The sequence below is a fragment of the Marivirga harenae genome, from assembly GCF_030534335.1.
In the GTDB taxonomy this organism is placed as follows: Bacteria; Bacteroidota; Bacteroidia; order Cytophagales; family Cyclobacteriaceae; genus Marivirga; species Marivirga harenae.
Map to the genome: position 1 here is coordinate 2,141,675 of NZ_CP130565.1, position 16,242 is coordinate 2,157,916.

14 protein-coding genes are annotated in these 16,242 nt (G+C 36.8%); 12 read left to right on the forward strand and 2 right to left on the reverse strand.

The features are described from left to right. The first annotated feature begins 7 nt into the window (after positions 1–7). From Q3Y49_RS09275 to Q3Y49_RS09300, 6 genes are all read left to right on the forward strand, one after another. A complete protein-coding gene (locus Q3Y49_RS09275) occupies positions 8–997 on the forward strand; it encodes a DNA-directed RNA polymerase subunit alpha (protein ID WP_303272033.1) in 990 nt (329 codons plus the stop codon). A gap of 5 nt (positions 998–1,002) precedes the next feature. After that, entirely contained in the window at positions 1,003–1,680 is a 678-nt protein-coding gene (rplQ, locus tag Q3Y49_RS09280) for a 50S ribosomal protein L17 (RefSeq protein WP_303272034.1), read from the forward strand. 121 nt (positions 1,681–1,801) lie between these two features. After that, positions 1,802–2,896 carry a glutamine-hydrolyzing carbamoyl-phosphate synthase small subunit gene (gene carA / locus Q3Y49_RS09285; RefSeq protein WP_303272036.1) on the forward strand — a complete coding sequence of 365 codons (1,095 nt, stop codon included), beginning with the start codon at positions 1,802–1,804 and terminating at the stop codon, positions 2,894–2,896. A gap of 7 nt (positions 2,897–2,903) precedes the next feature. Beyond that, entirely contained in the window at positions 2,904–4,178 is a 1,275-nt protein-coding gene (gene eno / locus Q3Y49_RS09290) for a phosphopyruvate hydratase (RefSeq protein ID WP_303272037.1), read from the forward strand. 114 nt (positions 4,179–4,292) lie between these two features. Continuing rightward, the gene (locus Q3Y49_RS09295) at positions 4,293–4,583 is read left to right on the forward strand and encodes an FtsB family cell division protein (protein WP_437439979.1); all 291 of its coding nucleotides are present in this window, start codon (positions 4,293–4,295) and stop codon (positions 4,581–4,583) included. 2 nt (positions 4,584–4,585) lie between these two features. Next, a complete protein-coding gene (locus Q3Y49_RS09300; protein ID WP_303272039.1) occupies positions 4,586–5,143 on the forward strand; it encodes a hypothetical protein in 558 nt (185 codons plus the stop codon). Positions 5,144–5,201: 58 nt separating this feature from the next. Here Q3Y49_RS09300 and Q3Y49_RS09305 read toward each other — a convergent pair whose 3' ends face one another. Beyond that, positions 5,202–6,290, reverse strand: a complete 1,089-nt coding sequence (locus Q3Y49_RS09305; protein WP_303272040.1) for an Ldh family oxidoreductase — start codon at positions 6,288–6,290, stop codon at positions 5,202–5,204. Continuing rightward, positions 6,290–7,225 carry a Ppx/GppA phosphatase family protein gene (locus Q3Y49_RS09310; RefSeq protein WP_303272041.1) on the reverse strand — a complete coding sequence of 312 codons (936 nt, stop codon included), beginning with the start codon at positions 7,223–7,225 and terminating at the stop codon, positions 6,290–6,292. The genes Q3Y49_RS09305 and Q3Y49_RS09310 overlap by 1 nt, the downstream gene beginning before the upstream one ends. 225 nt (positions 7,226–7,450) lie before the next feature. On the opposite strand from Q3Y49_RS09310, the gene Q3Y49_RS09315 reads away from it, so the two are divergent. The 6 genes from Q3Y49_RS09315 (at position 7,451) to Q3Y49_RS09340 (ending at position 16,242) form a co-directional block, all read left to right on the forward strand. Continuing rightward, positions 7,451–9,970 (forward strand): tetratricopeptide repeat protein, encoded by a 2,520-nt coding sequence (locus tag Q3Y49_RS09315; RefSeq protein WP_303272042.1) that lies wholly within the window; start codon positions 7,451–7,453, stop codon positions 9,968–9,970. A gap of 133 nt (positions 9,971–10,103) precedes the next feature. Next, entirely contained in the window at positions 10,104–11,747 is a 1,644-nt protein-coding gene (pafA, locus tag Q3Y49_RS09320) for an alkaline phosphatase PafA (RefSeq protein WP_303272043.1), read from the forward strand. A gap of 244 nt (positions 11,748–11,991) precedes the next feature. Further along, positions 11,992–12,846, forward strand: a complete 855-nt coding sequence (locus Q3Y49_RS09325; protein WP_303272044.1) for a tyrosine-type recombinase/integrase — start codon at positions 11,992–11,994, stop codon at positions 12,844–12,846. Between the two features lie 10 nt (positions 12,847–12,856). Continuing rightward, positions 12,857–14,008 carry an IS91 family transposase gene (locus Q3Y49_RS09330; RefSeq protein WP_303272045.1) on the forward strand — a complete coding sequence of 384 codons (1,152 nt, stop codon included), beginning with the start codon at positions 12,857–12,859 and terminating at the stop codon, positions 14,006–14,008. Between the two features lie 416 nt (positions 14,009–14,424). Beyond that, the gene (locus Q3Y49_RS09335; RefSeq protein ID WP_303272046.1) at positions 14,425–15,294 is read left to right on the forward strand and encodes a sce7726 family protein; all 870 of its coding nucleotides are present in this window, start codon (positions 14,425–14,427) and stop codon (positions 15,292–15,294) included. A 9-nt stretch (positions 15,295–15,303) separates the two neighbouring features. Further along, the gene (locus tag Q3Y49_RS09340; RefSeq protein ID WP_303272047.1) at positions 15,304–16,242 is read left to right on the forward strand and encodes a sce7725 family protein; all 939 of its coding nucleotides are present in this window, start codon (positions 15,304–15,306) and stop codon (positions 16,240–16,242) included.

The window sequence follows — 16,242 nt, forward strand, 5'->3', positions numbered from 1 at the left end:
TTATAATATGTCCATTTTAGCATTCCAAATGCCTGAAAAGGTTGCAATGGAAAAAGCAGATGATTTTCACGGGCTTTTTACATTTAAACCGTTAGAAAAAGGATATGGTGTTACTGTAGGTAATGCCTTAAGAAGAATTTTGTTGTCTTCACTTGAAGGTTATGCTATAACAGGGATCAAAATTCCTGGTGTATTGCATGAGTTTTCTTCAGTGGAAGGTGTTGTTGAGGATGTGTCTGAAGTTATCTTAAACCTGAAAATGGTGAGATTTAAGAAGATAGCGGATGTTGCTGACAACAAGATCAATATTTCTCTTAAGAATATTAAGGAATTCAAGGCAGGTGACATTAATAAATTCACTACAGCTTATGAGATCTTAAACCCTGAGTTGTTGATTTGTCATATGGATGAATCAGTAAATTTTGAGATAGAATTGACTATCGAGAAGGGCAGGGGATATGTTTCTTCTGAGGATAATAAGGTAATGGATCAAGCTACGGATTATATCGCTATCGATTCAATTTTCACTCCTATCAAAAACGTAAAATATAGCGTTGAAAATACTAGGGTTGAACAAAAGACTGATTATGAACAATTAGTCTTAGATATTGAGACAGATGGTAGTATTCATCCAGAAGTTGCTTTAAAAGGAGCAGCAAACATTTTGATTAAGCACTTTATGCTATTCTCTGACCAAAATATGGTATTGGATGCAGGCGGATCTGATGAGCCGGAAGCTGTAGATGAGGAAATGTTGCATATGCGCAAATTGCTAAAAACGGCTCTTAATGATTTAGATCTTTCTGTTAGGGCATATAATTGCTTAAAGGCAGCGGATGTAAAAACATTAGGTGATCTAGTAGCACTTGAGATTTCTGACATGATGAAATTCAGAAATTTCGGGAAGAAATCTTTAGCAGAATTAGAGCAGTTGGTAGCTGATAAAGGGTTAACCTTTGGAATGGATTTATCCAAATACAAACTTGACGAAGAATAAGGACAATGAGACACGGTAAGAAATTTAATCATTTAAGTAGAACTGCTTCACACAGAAATGCGATGTTGTCTAACATGGCTGGGTCTTTAATCCTTTCAAAGAGGATTACTACAACTGTTGCGAAAGCTAAGGCATTAAGGAAGTATGTTGAGCCCTTATTGACCAAATCTAAGGAAGATACAACACATAACAGAAGAGTAGTTTTTTCTTCTTTAAAAAATAAAGAAGTACTTAAAGAGCTTTTTGACGAAGTAGCTACAAAAATTGCTAACAGACCAGGTGGTTATACAAGAATCATCAAATTAGGATCTAGACTTGGTGACGATGCAGAAATGGCATTGATCGAGCTAGTTGATTACAATGAGTTGTTGTTAGGTGGCGAAGCTAAAGAGAAGAAGAAAACTACAAGAAGAAGCCGTAGAGGAAGTGGAGCTAAAGCTACTTCTGCAAAGTCTGAAGATGCTTCTACTGAGTTAAAAGAGGCTAAGGAAAAAGCACCTAAGAAAGAAGCAAAGAAGGAAGATGCTCCTAAAGCTGAAGCCAAAAAGGAGGATGCTCCTAAAGCAGAAGCTAAGAAAGAAGAGAGTCCGAAAGTTGAAGCAAAAAAAGAGGAAACTCCTAAAGCTGAAAAGAAGGAGTCTAAATCTGACGACAAAAAGGATGAAAAAAAAGGAGATGAGTAATCTTTCTCCTAATAGATTTAATAAAAGGGATTGGATATTTATTCAATCCCTTTTTTTTTATTTATTTTTGTCTCGAATAAATTATAGCTCCTATTCATTTTCAATTTCAGAATGATATCTGATGAAGTATAAAAACAAGAACAAAGCAATTTTACTTTTAGAAGACGGAACTGTCTTCCATGGCAAATCAATTGGATTTTCAGGCACTAAGGGTGGAGAAATCTGTTTTAACACCGGGATGACCGGTTACCAAGAGGTATATACTGATCCTTCTTACTATGGGCAGATTATGGTGAATACCAATGCTCACATCGGTAACTATGGTGTCCATCCTGAAGAATCGGAATCTGATAGTCCCAAAATTTTCGGGGTGGTGATTAACGCATTTTCTGATGATTATAGTAGAGGTCAAGCAGTTGACAATTTAAATAATTATCTTGTAGGACATGAAATCCCTGGAATCTGCGATGTTGATACCCGAAAAATCGTGAGGCACATTCGAAATAAAGGGGCCATGAATGCCATTATTTCATCAGAAATCTCAGATCTGGAAGAGTTGCAGAGAGAATTAGACAAAGTGCCTTCTATGGAAGGACTAGAACTTTCTTCCTTTGTAAGCACAAAAGAAGCATATGAAATCGGGACAGATGATGGGATCAAACTTGCTGTTTTGGATTATGGTATTAAAAGCAGCATTTTGAAGCAATTAGTTGATAGAGGATTTAGATGTAAAGTATTTCCTTCAGATACCGATTTTCAAGATACTGAAGGATGGAATCCGCAAGCATATTTCCTGTCAAATGGACCTGGTGATCCTGCAGTGATGACTAATGCTATCAATAATAGCAAACAAATCATTGAAAGTGGCAAACCATTATTTGGTATTTGTCTTGGACATCAACTAATTGCCTTAGCTAATGGTATAAAGACCTTCAAGATGCATAACGGACATAGGGGTCTAAATCAGCCTGTTTTTAATAAGGAATCAGGAAGAAGTGAGGTGACTTCTCAAAATCACGGCTTTAGTGTAGTTACTGAGGATGTTGAGAATTCTGACTTGGTTGTTTCCACACATATTAATTTAAATGATAATACGGTTGAAGGGTTGAGGATGAAAGATAAAAAGGTGTTTTCCGTGCAATATCATCCCGAATCATCACCTGGGCCACATGACTCTAGATATTTATTCGACCAATTTATTTCATTAATCAACTAATAAAACTATGAGTATAATAGAAAACATTCACGCAAGACAAATATTGGATTCACGAGGGAATCCTACAGTAGAGGTAGAAGTTTTTACCTCTAATGGAGGTTTTGGAAGAGCGGCAGTTCCATCTGGAGCAAGTACTGGAATTCATGAAGCTGTAGAGTTAAGAGATAAAGATAAGTCCATTTTCATGGGCAAAGGTGTTTTGAAAGCTGTTGATAATGTTAATGGCGCAATTGCAGAAGAGCTAATTGGTTTTTCTGTTTTTGAGCAAAATCTTATCGACAAGATCATGATCGAATTAGATGGAACTGATAATAAAGCAAAGCTGGGTGCTAATGCTATTTTGGGAGTATCAATGGCATGTGCCAAAGCTGCCGCTCAACTTTCAGGACAATCATTGTATAGATACATTGGAGGCGTTAATGCAAATACATTACCAGTCCCGATGATGAATATTTTAAACGGTGGAAGTCATGCTGACAATAAAATTGACTTTCAGGAATTTATGGTAATGCCTGTTAATGCTGAATCGTTTTCTGAAGCATTAAGAATGGGAACTACTGTTTTTCACCATTTAAAGGAAGTATTGAAAAGCAAGGGATTATCTACCAATGTGGGTGATGAAGGTGGTTTTGCTCCAAATATCGAGTCAAATGAGCAAGCTATAGAAGTTGTTTTGACGGCAATCGAAAAGGCAGGATATAAACCAGGAGAAGATATCTTTATTGCATTAGATGCTGCCGCTTCAGAATTCTATGATGAAGGCAAGAAGAAATATGTGTTTGAAAGCACTGGTGAAGAGTTAACTTCGGAAGAGATGGTTGCTTATTGGAAGAGATGGACAGATAAATATCCGATTCTATCTATTGAGGATGGAATGCAAGAAGATGATTGGGAAGGTTGGGAAAAACTTACCCGTGAAATAGGTAGAACTGTTCAATTGGTTGGCGATGACTTATTTGTTACCAATACTAAAAGATTACAAAGAGGAATCGATGAGAAGATTGGTAATTCTATCTTAATTAAAGTAAATCAGATTGGTACTTTGACGGAAACTATCAATGCCATCAGAATGGCGGATAAAGCATCTTATAAAAATATAATTTCTCACCGTTCTGGAGAAACTGAAGACACCTTCATTGCTGATTTAGCAGTGGCTATGGGTTCTGGTCAAATCAAAACTGGTTCTGCTTCTCGTTCAGATAGAATGGCAAAATATAATCAATTGTTAAGAATTGAAGAAGAACTAGGAGAAATGGCTTATTTCCCAGGAATCAATTTCTAATTTTTTGATTTATTAATGAAAAGGCTTCCAGTGGTTTCACTGGTAGCCTTTTTTACTTTTAGGCGAATTCACTTTTTTATATTACTTTTAAAGTATTAATTGGTAATGGAGATCATGGATAGAATTCCGAAAATATTTAAAAATTTTTATTTCATAGCTACTGCGACTTTCCTTGTTTGGATGTTATTTATTGACGGAAATGATTTGATTTCGCAATGGAGACTATCCTCTAAATACAATGATTTATTAAAGGAGAAAGAATATTACCAAGAGAAAATCAAAGAGGTAGAGATGGATAGAGAAGGGTTGTTGAGTGATGATGAACTATTGGAAAAATTTGCTCGAGAAAGATACCTGATGAAGAAAGAATCCGAAGATTTATTCGTTATTGTTGAAAAAAAATAACCTTGAAAAAGCAATTCATAAAATTAATTGTAGCTGTAATTATTGGAGTTACCTCTTATCATACTTCTTCAGCACAAAAATATGTTGATGAAAGTTCGGGATTCATGGATCGCTTATATTTCGGTGGGAATTTTGGTCTTCAATTTGGTACTTTTACGCATATAGAAGCTTCACCAATTGTTGGCTACATGATTAATGAGAGGCTTTCAGCTGGTGTTGGTGGAATTTATCAATATTTCAGGGTACGAGGAGGGAATAGAGTTCCTGATTATGAAACCAATATCTATGGTGCAAAGCTATTTGGAAGATATAACTTTTCACAGCAATTATTCGGATACTCGGAATATGAGAATATAAATTTAGATGTTATTTATAATACCTCAAATGGTTATGAGTTAGGCAGGGCATGGGTGCCAGCATTTTTCATAGGCGGTGGCTATTTTCAACCCATCGGAAATAGAGCAGGAGCTACCGTAATGGCCTTGTATAATTTACTTTATGATGTTTCTCGCTCTCCATACAATTCCCCTTTTGTGTTAAGGGTAGGGTTTACAATTTAACTTGTCAATCTTTATTTCTCTGAATAACCGATTTGGAATTGGAAAAAAGAGAAGATTTTTAATGGAAATAGTCTTGATAGTCTATTCCAAACTTTTGTCCTATCTGACTCAAATCTTCCACTACAGTTGGCAATAAAGGAATACCATTCTCTTTTCTTTCTGCACTCATTTCCCTTTCCGGATCTCCCGGAATAAGCACTTTATCATTTTCTCCAGTTGTTTCTGATTTTCTGAATGTCTCAATCCAATTATCCATATGAGATTTAAAATCATCAGCCGGTCGGAAAGCATCTATTCGCATGGCGCCTAAGAAATGACCTAGGCCTTCACCTACAGGATTTTCTTTAAGCGGAAGGAAACTGACAAATGGTGGAGCCCATGGCCCGTAATTGGCGCCAGAGAGCACTGCTGAGAAGATGTCAACTATTGACCCCAGAATATATCCTTTATGACCAGAATGTTCTCTAGAGCCACCTAATGGCAGCATACTACCACCTTTCTTTAAGGCTTCTACATCAGTCGTTCCTTTACCGTCTTTATCCTGTACCCAACCTAGCGGAGCCTCTTGATTTTTCCGCTTTAGTACTTCTAATTTTCCGTTTGCAACAGTGGTAGTTGCAAAATCCGCAACATAAGGTGGTTGATTTTTGGTAGGAATTGCAATTGATATTGGATTAGTTCCCAATAGCCTTTCTTTAGAAAAGGTAGGAGCTACCAACGGACTTGCGTTTGTCATGGACCAGCCAATCATATCTTTTTCTAGAGCCATCATGCTGTGATGACCGGCTATTCCATAATGATTGGAATTCTTAACAGATACCCAGCCTGTGCCTACTTTCTCGGCTTTTTCCATGGCAATTCTCATAGCGAAAGGCGCTACAACCAAGCCCAATCCTTTATCGCCATCAATTACAGCAGTACTGGGCGTTTCATGAATAATTTTTATATTAGGTTTAGCATTAATTCTGCCTTCTTCCCATAATCTAATGTAGCCATGTAATCGGGCGACTCCGTGCGAATCAACCCCTCTTAAGTCGGCATTGACCAAAACCTCGGAAGCTTCCGCAGCCTCATTGCTCGGGCAACCCATTTGAATAAAAACTTCCTTAACGAAATTCTGTAATGAATTATGATCGAATAAATCCATTAGGATAATTTTATTTCATTTGACAATATAGCATCCAATAATCCTTCTTTCAGTGCGTAAGTCGATACTTTAATATCTATAAAATCATTGTTTTCAATCAGAAATTGAATTAAACAAACCGCTACAACAATCATGTCCACACGCATTTCAATCATACCGGGAATTGACATTCTTTCCGCTCTTGTTTTATGAATGATTTCATTAAAAATCTGGTCAAAGTCGTCAAGGTTTAAGGAGAAAGATACATCATCTGGTTTTTCAAGTCCTTTTTCTTGGTAATTGATATCTACCAAGGTGTCAAAAGTACCGGAAGAACCGATCAAATGATGAGGCTGATAGATGTCCATTTTTACTTTAAGTTCAGCCAATTCTTTTCTTAGGAAGTCATCCAGTTTTTCTATGTCTTTTGGTTGGATAGGATCATGTTTATGAAATTTATCCAATAGTCTTTGAGCACCAATTTCAAAACTTTGCATCCAAAAAACTTCTATCTGGTTACAAATGATGAATTCAACGCTTCCACCTCCTATATCCATAATCAAAGCAGGCTCAGCACCAATTTTTAAAGCTTTTTTAACGCCCTGATGGATAAACTTCGCCTCATCCATGCCTGAAATTAATTGAATAGAAATGCCTGTAGCGTCATAAATTCTTGACATGACTTCTTTGCCATTTTCAGCATTACGCATGGCAGATGTGGCACTAGCGAAAATATTTTCCACTTGCAGCTCATTGATTTTATCTTTAAAGTAAAGCATTGTTTTTAGTGCCCGCTCTTCGGCAGATTTGCTGATATTACCTTCGCTTATTCCACCTTCCCCTAACTTCACAGCTATTTTTTCTTTGTGAATAATGTTTTCCTCACCCTTGTCGATTTTTACAACGAGTAAATGAAAAGTATTTGTGCCTAAATCTATAATGGCTATTTTATCCATAGTTGTATACCTGCCTAAAAAACAATGCGCAATATACTATTTAGCGAGCAATTGGCAATTATTATCAGAAGTTCACTTTTTAAATCTTGTAGTTTGGGGTCAATCGCAATCGGTGCTTTATTAATTATTTATAACTTTGTTCATTATTTTTAAAGGTTTTGCGTTTTTTAGAGGTGTATGCGTCAAATTCTGAATTTTCTATTTGTACTTATTATAAGCTCACTATTGACTTCCTGTGTAAACATAGCGTTGAATGCGGATAAATTTTTAGGGAAAAATGAATTAGCCAAAGCTAAAAAGCGAATTGACAAGGCAATAGAAAAGGAACCCGAAAATCCTGCAACACATTTTATGTTGGCCAAATATTTTAGTCATCCCGTTTGGTCTCACGAGGCGGTGGATTCAGCCCATCTTTATATTCAAATGGTAAGGGATACAATGCCTTATTTGGATGTGGAAACAGCAGTTAAATTATCAAAAAAGGGATTGGATAGTACCGCTGTTGCCAAACAGGGGATGATCATAGATAGTTTGGCTTTTGAAAAAGCACTGTCAAAAAATACAGAAGAAGCTTACAACGAGTATCTTGAAAATTATCAATATCTCATTTACAAGACACAGGCAACAGATTTAAGGAATCAGGTAGCTTATACTGATGCTATAGCTCAAAATACCACCCAAGCAGTAAGTGAATTTTTCAGGAAATATCCTGAGGCTCCTCAAGCTCAAAAAGCGAGAAATGTTTTTGAAACGCTTTATTATGAGAAGAAAACACAAAATCAAACTGTAGAGGAGTACAAAGAATATTTAAGCGAAAGGCCTCAATCAGAATTTGCAGAAGAGGCTTCCCTAAAGCTATTAAATATCATAAGCTCCGGAGCGGATGAAATAGATTTTCAACAATTTATTAATGAGTATGGGCAGTTTCAGGCTGCTGAAAAAGCACAAGCAATACTTGATGGATTAAATTTTCAAAAGAGATCACCCGTCTTATTAACTCATAAAAGAGATAGTCTTTATTTTTTTTATGATTTGACAAACGCACAATTACTCACTTTTCAATTTAGTAGTGTTAATCCCGATTCCTGTTTCTTTATCACTAAGCCTTATATTTTAGGTAAAAGAAATGGTGAAAAACGAGCTTATTTAAAAACAGGACAGCAATTAACTGATTTAAATTTTAAATCCATTGATTATTTAGGTAGCGGGTTTTTCAAAATAAATGATTATGGTCGGGAGCAAATCATTGAGCATTTTAGTTTGAACCCTGCTTTGCAACTAAGTGCATTGAACTTCCAAAAGATTAATGATTTCCATTTCGCCAAGAAAGAAACAGATGGCTGGCATTTGGTTTCACTTTTGAATGAGTCTATTTTAAGACAAACCATGGATAGTATTTGGAAGGAAGAGGAGGTGTTCTTTTTTATAAGGGGGGATGATTTGGCAGTGGCCTCTTCTAATGATTTTAGAAAATCAGCCAAAGACGATTTAAAGTCTTTAAGCTTTCTTTATGATGATTACGAATGGATTAGCGATCAGTATTTGAGGTTGTATTCCAATGATTACGAAACGATTTTGGACAAAGAAGGGCAATTAGTTTTCCCCTTGGAAAAAGCCAAGTATGATTATTTTGACCAGTTCTGGATCAAGAATGTTAACAAAAAATATAGTGTATTAGATAGTAATAGAGTCAGTATATATGATCAAAATTTTGATGACTTTAAATATAGATTTGGAATATTGGCATCGAAGAAAGATAGCCTTTGGACAGTTTTTGAGAATGGTGTTACAGGATTTCCGAAATTTCAATATGATTCCGTGAGGTTATTTAATAGTTGGTTGACTTTCGCAACAAAAGATTCATCTCAATATTTATTATTTAGATCAGGAAAAAGAATCAATTTAGAAAAGGGCGAAGGCTTTAAAATTCTAAAAAACTATAATGTAGAATTATCGAATGTGAGCGATCAAATTCGATTTGTACAAGTTACCAACGTGAAGGGATATTCTCAATTATTTAATGGCTTTGGAAAAAAGATTAAAGAAGGAGAAAATCTAAACATCAATATTTTAACTCAACATTTAATTCAAATTCATCAAAACAAAAAGAAGCAACTGATTGATTCTTCAGGTATAGTTATCCCGATTGAGGAGGTGGAGGCTTTTGGAGCTTATGAGAATGGATTGATTCCTATTTTGCAAAAAAGGAAATTCGGGGCATTGATAGTAGATAGTTTGAAACTTATTCCAGCACACTCTCAATCTAAATTAAAAGTGTTCTTGAAGGATTCTCTTTACATTTTCAAGCATGATAATTTATTTGGGATAAGTGATATTTCTGCTAAAATCGTGATCGAAGCCGATTTTGAAGCGATTGATTATTTTAATGATTCCATCGCCATAGTTGAAGAGGAAGGTGAAATTGGGATATTAAATATTTATAGGAATGAGTATTTACATGAGGCGATTGAATCCTTCGAAAAAGTAAGACTTGCAGAAGAAAAATATTTTATCATCCGAAAAAGAGCAGGATATGGAGTGCTTAATCAAAAAGGCGAGGAGGTAATCCCTTTTATCTTCAATGAACTAAAATCCTTTGAAAGCAAAGGAAAGTTCTATTGGCTGGCGGAGCGTAGGCTATCAGAAATAAACTATATTGTTATTGCCTATTTTGATAAGAGAGGTAAAGTATTATTCAAGGAAGGATTGAATTTTGATGATTTTTTGGAAACTGCTTGTGATTAGCGCCTTGCTCCCACACCGGGGAACCCACAGAATGTGGCGAGGGAGTTTTTTTCTTTACCTAAGCTTAATGTAAAAATACTATCATTACTCAGTTCAAATTTTTAATTTGCGTGAAATTTATAATTTGATTTCAATGAAAAGATATATAGTAGGAGCAGCAGCTCTTTTGATTTTGTTTTCATGCCAGCCAGCAGAAAAGCAGCAACAAAAAGTGAGCAAGCCCAAATTGGTAGTAGGTATTGTGATTGACCAATTACGTCATGATTATTTCGAGCGTTATGCCGATAACTTTGGTGAGGATGGTTTTAAGAGATTAGTCTCTCAAGGATTTTATAATCATAATACCCATTACAATTATATTCCAACTTTTACTGGCCCAGGGCATGCCTCAGTTTATACAGGGACTACACCGGCCACACACGGAATAATTGCTAATAATTGGTATGATAAGAATATCAGAACCTCAGTTTATTGTGCGGAAGACACGTCCGTTTATACCATTGGTTCTACTTCAGATGCGGGTTTAATGTCGCCTCACCGCATGTTGAGTACGACAATCACCGATGAGCTGGGATTAGCCACCAATTTCAAATCAAAAGTTGTTGGTATTTCTATTAAAGACAGGGGTTCTATTCTACCAGCAGGACATAATCCAACCGGATCATTTTGGTATGATAAGAGCAACGGACACTTTGTGAGCAGTAGTTATTATGAACAAGAAGAATTACCATCATGGTTAAAAACCTTTAATAATCGCAATTTGGCAGATGAATACTTGAACCAAACTTGGAGTCTTTCTATGCCTTTGGAACAATATACACAATCCACTTCGGATGATATGCCTTATGAAATGACTGTGAGAGGTAAAGATAAGCCGGTATTTCCTTACAATTTGAAGAAGTTGAGAGCCGAAAACGGAAATTTTGCTTTATTGCCCAATACTGCATTTGGTAACACTATTTTAGCCGATTTAGCCATTGCTACGATGGAAGGAGAGGAAATGGGAAAAGACGAAGTAACTGATTTCTTGGCTTTAAGCTTTTCTTCTACTGATTATATTGGTCACGGATTTGGACCACGTTCGGTGGAGGTGCAGGATACCTACATCAAGTTGGATCAGGAGATTACCAGATTATTTGAACACTTAGATCAAGAAGTGGGGAAAGGAAATTATCTGATTTTCGTGACTTCAGACCATGGATGTGCAGAAGTGCCAGAATATTTGCAAGCCAATAAAATTCCTGCCGATCATTATGATGGCAAAGCTTATGTTAAAAATATAGAAAATGCTTTAAATGAAAAATTTGGAGCAGTGGAGTGGATAGAGGATTTTTCCAATGAGCAGTTTTTTTTAAATCATGATTTGATAAAAGAAAAAAAGGTTGACCTGGATGCTATCAGAAAGTTTATAGTAAAGGAATCCTTAAAATTGGAGGGCGTGGCCGAAGCTTATTCCGCCAGTGATATGCAAAGCACGGAATTTACAGAGCACAAAGCTTCAGCCTTGCAAATGGGCTATAACTTTAAACGATCTGGAGATGTATTATTGATATTGGAGCCAGGCTGGTTTTATCAAACTCGCTCAGCAACTACTCATGGCACTGGTTACGCTTATGATACCCACGTTCCGTTAATTTGGTATGGTTCAGGTATCCAAAGGGGTAAATCATATAAGAGGCAGAATATTGATGATATAGCAGTAACGCTAGCTCATATTTTGGGAACAAGTTTACCCAGCGGAGCTACAGGTGATCCTATTCTAGATGTTTTGAAATAGGAGTTGTAGCAACCGTAGAATTAAACGTTTAATATACGTTCAATTCTACAATTAATGGCTTTTCAAAGGCTCTGCAGCTGTTTACAGTTTTTTTATCAGCTAAAATCCATTAGATTGCCTGACATAAGGTATATATAGTCACCAGGGGGTGACTATATTCACTTGTTGAACTAAACCGTTTCTTCCTGGAAACGGTAAAATGAGGTATGATTAAATTGTAATGGTAAACAAACAAGTTACCATTATGAAAACTCAAACAAAAAGCAATGCCTTAGAGCATCTGAAAAGAGAGCTGGAATTCCGGAATTACAGTTTTCGTACAGTAAATACGTATTGTTCACTGATGTCGCACCTGGCTAAAGTGAGCAGTTTACCGCTCGAGACCATCACCCTTTCACAGTTTAAAGATTATCTTCACAAGGTGGTGATAGAAAAAGGCCTATCAGCCTCTACTGTGAACCAGTACATCAGTGCATTTAAAATAGTGCAAACCGATGTTTTAGGCAGGGAATGGGAAGATTTTAAGATTAGACGCCCTAGAAAATCTAAAAGGCTTCCGATCGTCCTCTCCATTGAGGAAATGGAAAGGCTGATCAATGTCAACGGCAACTTAAAACATAAGGCAATCATTATGCTGGCCTATTCAGCAGGCTTGAGAAGAAATGAGCTGTTGAACCTGTTACCCGATCATATCGACTCTACAAGAATGCAAGTGCGGGTCATGCAGGGCAAGGGCAAGAAAGACCGCTACACGTTGCTCTCACGCAAGACACTTGAGGTACTGCGTATTTATTATAAATTTGCACGTCCCGAGAAGTACTTATTTGAACCTCAAAACAGTAAAGGACGTCCGTTGGCAGAGACGACCTTGGCTAAAATTGTCAAGAATAAGCTCAAGCTTGCCGGTATTAAAAAGGCGGTATCCTTTCATACCCTGCGCCACAGTTTTGCCACGCACCTCTTAGAGCAAGGCGTGAACTTACGGCTGATACAGCAGTTTATGGGACACACCTCCCTTAAGACCACTACCGTCTATCTACATCTCACCAAGCCAGACCCCGGCAGTGTTTGCTCCCCTCTAGATAACATGAAAGTTTAAAAATGGGAAGATGGAAAACAAAAGACAGAAAACAGAACTGGCTGATATCTTCATTGAGCACGCAGCGGATTATTTGAATACCACAAAACTCTGCCTCGTACAAAAGAAAGCCTACCAGGCCATCACCCAATGTCGGAGTGCCTCCATGGGAGGGCATATTAACAGCTGTGATAATTGTGGACACAATCAGCAAGCCTACAACTCGTGCAGAAACAGGCACTGCCCAAAATGCCAGTTCATAAGAAAGGCCAAATGGGTCGATAAACTGGCTTCAAACCTGCCTGCCACCAAATATTTTCATTTGGTCTTTACCGTGCCTCACTGCTTGAACAAGCTGTTTTATATTAATCAAAAATTGACTTATGGCGCACTTTTTAAAGCAGCGGGTCAATCTTTGATGCAGTGCGCGAAGAACCCAAAGTATCTGGGGGCAAAGGCAGGTGCGGTATCCATATTACATACCTGGGGACAAAACTTGGATTATCACCCGCATATCCATATGATAGTGCCTGCAGGAGGATTGACCGAAGACGGAAGAGAATGGATTCCTTCTAGCCCCAACTATTTCTTACCTGTGAAGGTGTTAAGTGCTGTGTTTAGAGGTATTTTACTCAAGCTGCTGGAAGCATCTTTCAAGAATGACCGACTCAAAATACCTGCAGGCACTCACTTTGAACAATTAAAACAGCAATGCTACAAGACCAAATGGGTGGTCTACAGTGAAAAGCCTTTTAAATGCCCTGAAAATCTGATTAATTACTTGGGCAATTATACCCACAGGGTGGCCATAAGTAACCAACGGATCATGAGCCATCAAAATGGAAAGGTAAGTTTTAATTATAAAGACTACCGATGTGGTGGCTTGAGAAAAGTGATGAGCCTAGAGGCGGGCGAATTTATCAGAAGGTTCATGCAGCATGTCCTGCCTGAGGGGTTTTGCAAAATCAGGTATTTTGGCTTTATGTCCTTGTCCAACCTTAAACAGGCTAGGGATGACTGTAATCATATCATTAATAAAATCACTTACTTCCCTGTGCTAGAAGGGCTCAATGGCATGGAAGTTTATCGGCAATTAACAGGGAAAGACCCTGTGGAATGTCCTAAATGCAAGACAAAAGGCATGAAGGCAGTTCCATTACCCAAACAAAAAACACCTGGCTAGTATTAAACTGACCGACAGTTCTTTGAAAGATTGTAGCTTTAACACGAAGCGAAAAAAGCTTCAACAGGAAAGCTACGTCTAATTAACAAAGCTTTGTATGAAAACAGGCCCTACAAATCAGCACCAAACAGGCAAAAGTTCTGCTATCAATTGGCAAGATGAGGCTTCAGCAGCTAAAGCCAACATACTATGCCCATAGTCCCATCGGCTCAGTCCAACTACGTTTTATTCATCATTCTTACTGCTCTTAAATCACATTTACAGAAATGGGGATTTTACCTTTTTTTATTTATTTTTAGAGAACGATGAATAAAACGCTATAATGTTGTGCTTCATGCTATATATAGCCGAAGGAATTATCGACCACAAGTATAATGTTATTATGATACCAAATTATGGTTTTGTAAATTTGACCCATGAGCTCGACTAGAACTTTCAATCCAAACCAATTGCGAGATTATTCCTACTTGTTCTCTAGAAGCGCTGTAAAAGAATGGATGAACGGCAACTTATCATCCATTGATTTCAAGATTAAGAGATATGATGAAAACTGGTATTCGAAGACTAAAAAGACTTACATTGATTACCTAAAGTTTGTTTACTCTGTTTTAGAGAAGCAATATCAAAACGAATATATCCTCAAGAACTCATTTCTAAATGATTGGCTAATTAAGGAGATGGGAGAAAGTAACTCAGAACTCTACAGTGAATTTAGGATTGGTAGCGCTATTGCAGATTTGGTAATGTTTAATGGTACTTCAAGAGCTTTTGAAATAAAAACTGAGCTTGATTCTGATAAACGACTTGATTCACAATTGAATCAATATCGGAAAGTATTCAATGAGATTTTTTTGATTGTCCCAGTTTCGAAGATTAAAGAATATGAAACTTATGATAGTAGTATAGGAATCATTTGTTTTGATATTTTAAGTCCCAAAAGGTTTCAAATAGTTAGATCAGCTACCAGAACTAAAGACATCGATGCTGAAGCCCTTATGCATATTTTTCACACTAGTGAGTACAAGGAAATTGTGACCCATTACTATGGACAGTTACCAGAGGTTACCAGTTTTAACCAATTTGAGGTATGCAAAGGTTTAATAGCGAAAATTCCCCAGAATGAACTTAATCAACTTTTTATAAATAAAATGAAGAGTCGTGCAGGCAATTATGAGCTATCAGCACGTAACTACAGGGAGTTCAATCAGCTTAGCTTAGCGCTACGCATGAATATGAAAAATAGAAAACAGTTATTCTCTATTTTAAAAGCTCCTCTTAATGTTTAAATTTCAACTATGTACTATCCACTCCTTAGAGCTCGTCAATTTGAATTAATTACAATTCGCGAATTAGTGTCCGAGAATGCCATACAAGGTGTAGTTACACCAATTTTCGAACCGGTAAAGGAAACACACAATAACCTTGATATAGCATTTGACATATTTCAACAAGGAACCCAATCTGCCTATTTGATTTTGAATCCTGACATCGGAGAAATTCCAGGAGATGGAACACACTACCTGAATTACTTAATTTCTAAGCAACCAGGCACTTACCTTCCAGCCTTTAGGTATAGAAGTAATGGAGAATACATTCGACAGGCAATTGAAAATGGCAATCTCGAAAATTGTATGATTATTTGTCAAAATGATGTAGATGCAAACAGTATAGATTTTACTCAATTGGCAGAATTAAGACAAGTGACTGCTTTTAACGTTGAAGACCCAGGAAGAAACAGAAGATTAAGACGATATCTTAATAGCTTACAGAAAACATTCATTAGACTAGATGATCCTTTTGAAAAACAAATTAGAAATAGTGACTTTCTAACAATTCCAGAGCATCTCTTCTCAGAAGAACATCTGTATTTTGATACGGAGGATGATTTCGATGGGTTTTCAGACTATACGGTTTTAGCCAGTGAATTTATTGAGGGAGGAAGTACACCAAGGGCAGTAGTAATTCATCTTACTTACCTACAAGATCAAGATGAAATTTGGATTAGACACTTTACTTCTGATACAAATGATTCAATTGCCAACGTTCAAGGGAAATTTGCAGAAGCAGCTGAAAAAGCTGTATCTTTTTGTAGAGCTAACGGACTTTCAAATGCAGCCCTTGAAGAACTGTTTGATCATTTTGACGAACAGCATTACCCAGGTCTTGGCACGGTTAAGAAAATCTCTATGAAAAATCATATCCTTGTTGTAGCAGGATATTTAAGTGGTAGATAA

Excerpts from the sequence above, each read along its gene's own strand:
- Q3Y49_RS09275 (WP_303272033.1), top strand. The coding sequence starts at position 8 with ATGTCCATTTTAGCATTCCAAATGCCTGAAAAGGTTGCAATGGAAAAA.
- rplQ (WP_303272034.1), top strand. The coding sequence starts at position 1,003 with ATGAGACACGGTAAGAAATTTAATCATTTAAGTAGAACTGCTTCACAC.
- carA (WP_303272036.1), top strand. The coding sequence starts at position 1,802 with ATGAAGTATAAAAACAAGAACAAAGCAATTTTACTTTTAGAAGACGGA.
- eno (WP_303272037.1), top strand. The coding sequence starts at position 2,904 with ATGAGTATAATAGAAAACATTCACGCAAGACAAATATTGGATTCACGA.
- Q3Y49_RS09295 (WP_437439979.1), top strand. The coding sequence starts at position 4,293 with ATGGATAGAATTCCGAAAATATTTAAAAATTTTTATTTCATAGCTACT.
- Q3Y49_RS09305 (WP_303272040.1), bottom strand. The coding sequence starts at position 6,290 with ATGGATTTATTCGATCATAATTCATTACAGAATTTCGTTAAGGAAGTT.
- Q3Y49_RS09310 (WP_303272041.1), bottom strand. The coding sequence starts at position 7,225 with ATGGATAAAATAGCCATTATAGATTTAGGCACAAATACTTTTCATTTA.
- pafA (WP_303272043.1), top strand. The coding sequence starts at position 10,104 with ATGAAAAGATATATAGTAGGAGCAGCAGCTCTTTTGATTTTGTTTTCA.
- Q3Y49_RS09325 (WP_303272044.1), top strand. The coding sequence starts at position 11,992 with ATGAAAACTCAAACAAAAAGCAATGCCTTAGAGCATCTGAAAAGAGAG.
- Q3Y49_RS09330 (WP_303272045.1), top strand. The coding sequence starts at position 12,857 with ATGGAAAACAAAAGACAGAAAACAGAACTGGCTGATATCTTCATTGAG.
- Q3Y49_RS09335 (WP_303272046.1), top strand. The coding sequence starts at position 14,425 with ATGAGCTCGACTAGAACTTTCAATCCAAACCAATTGCGAGATTATTCC.
- Q3Y49_RS09340 (WP_303272047.1), top strand. The coding sequence starts at position 15,304 with ATGTACTATCCACTCCTTAGAGCTCGTCAATTTGAATTAATTACAATT.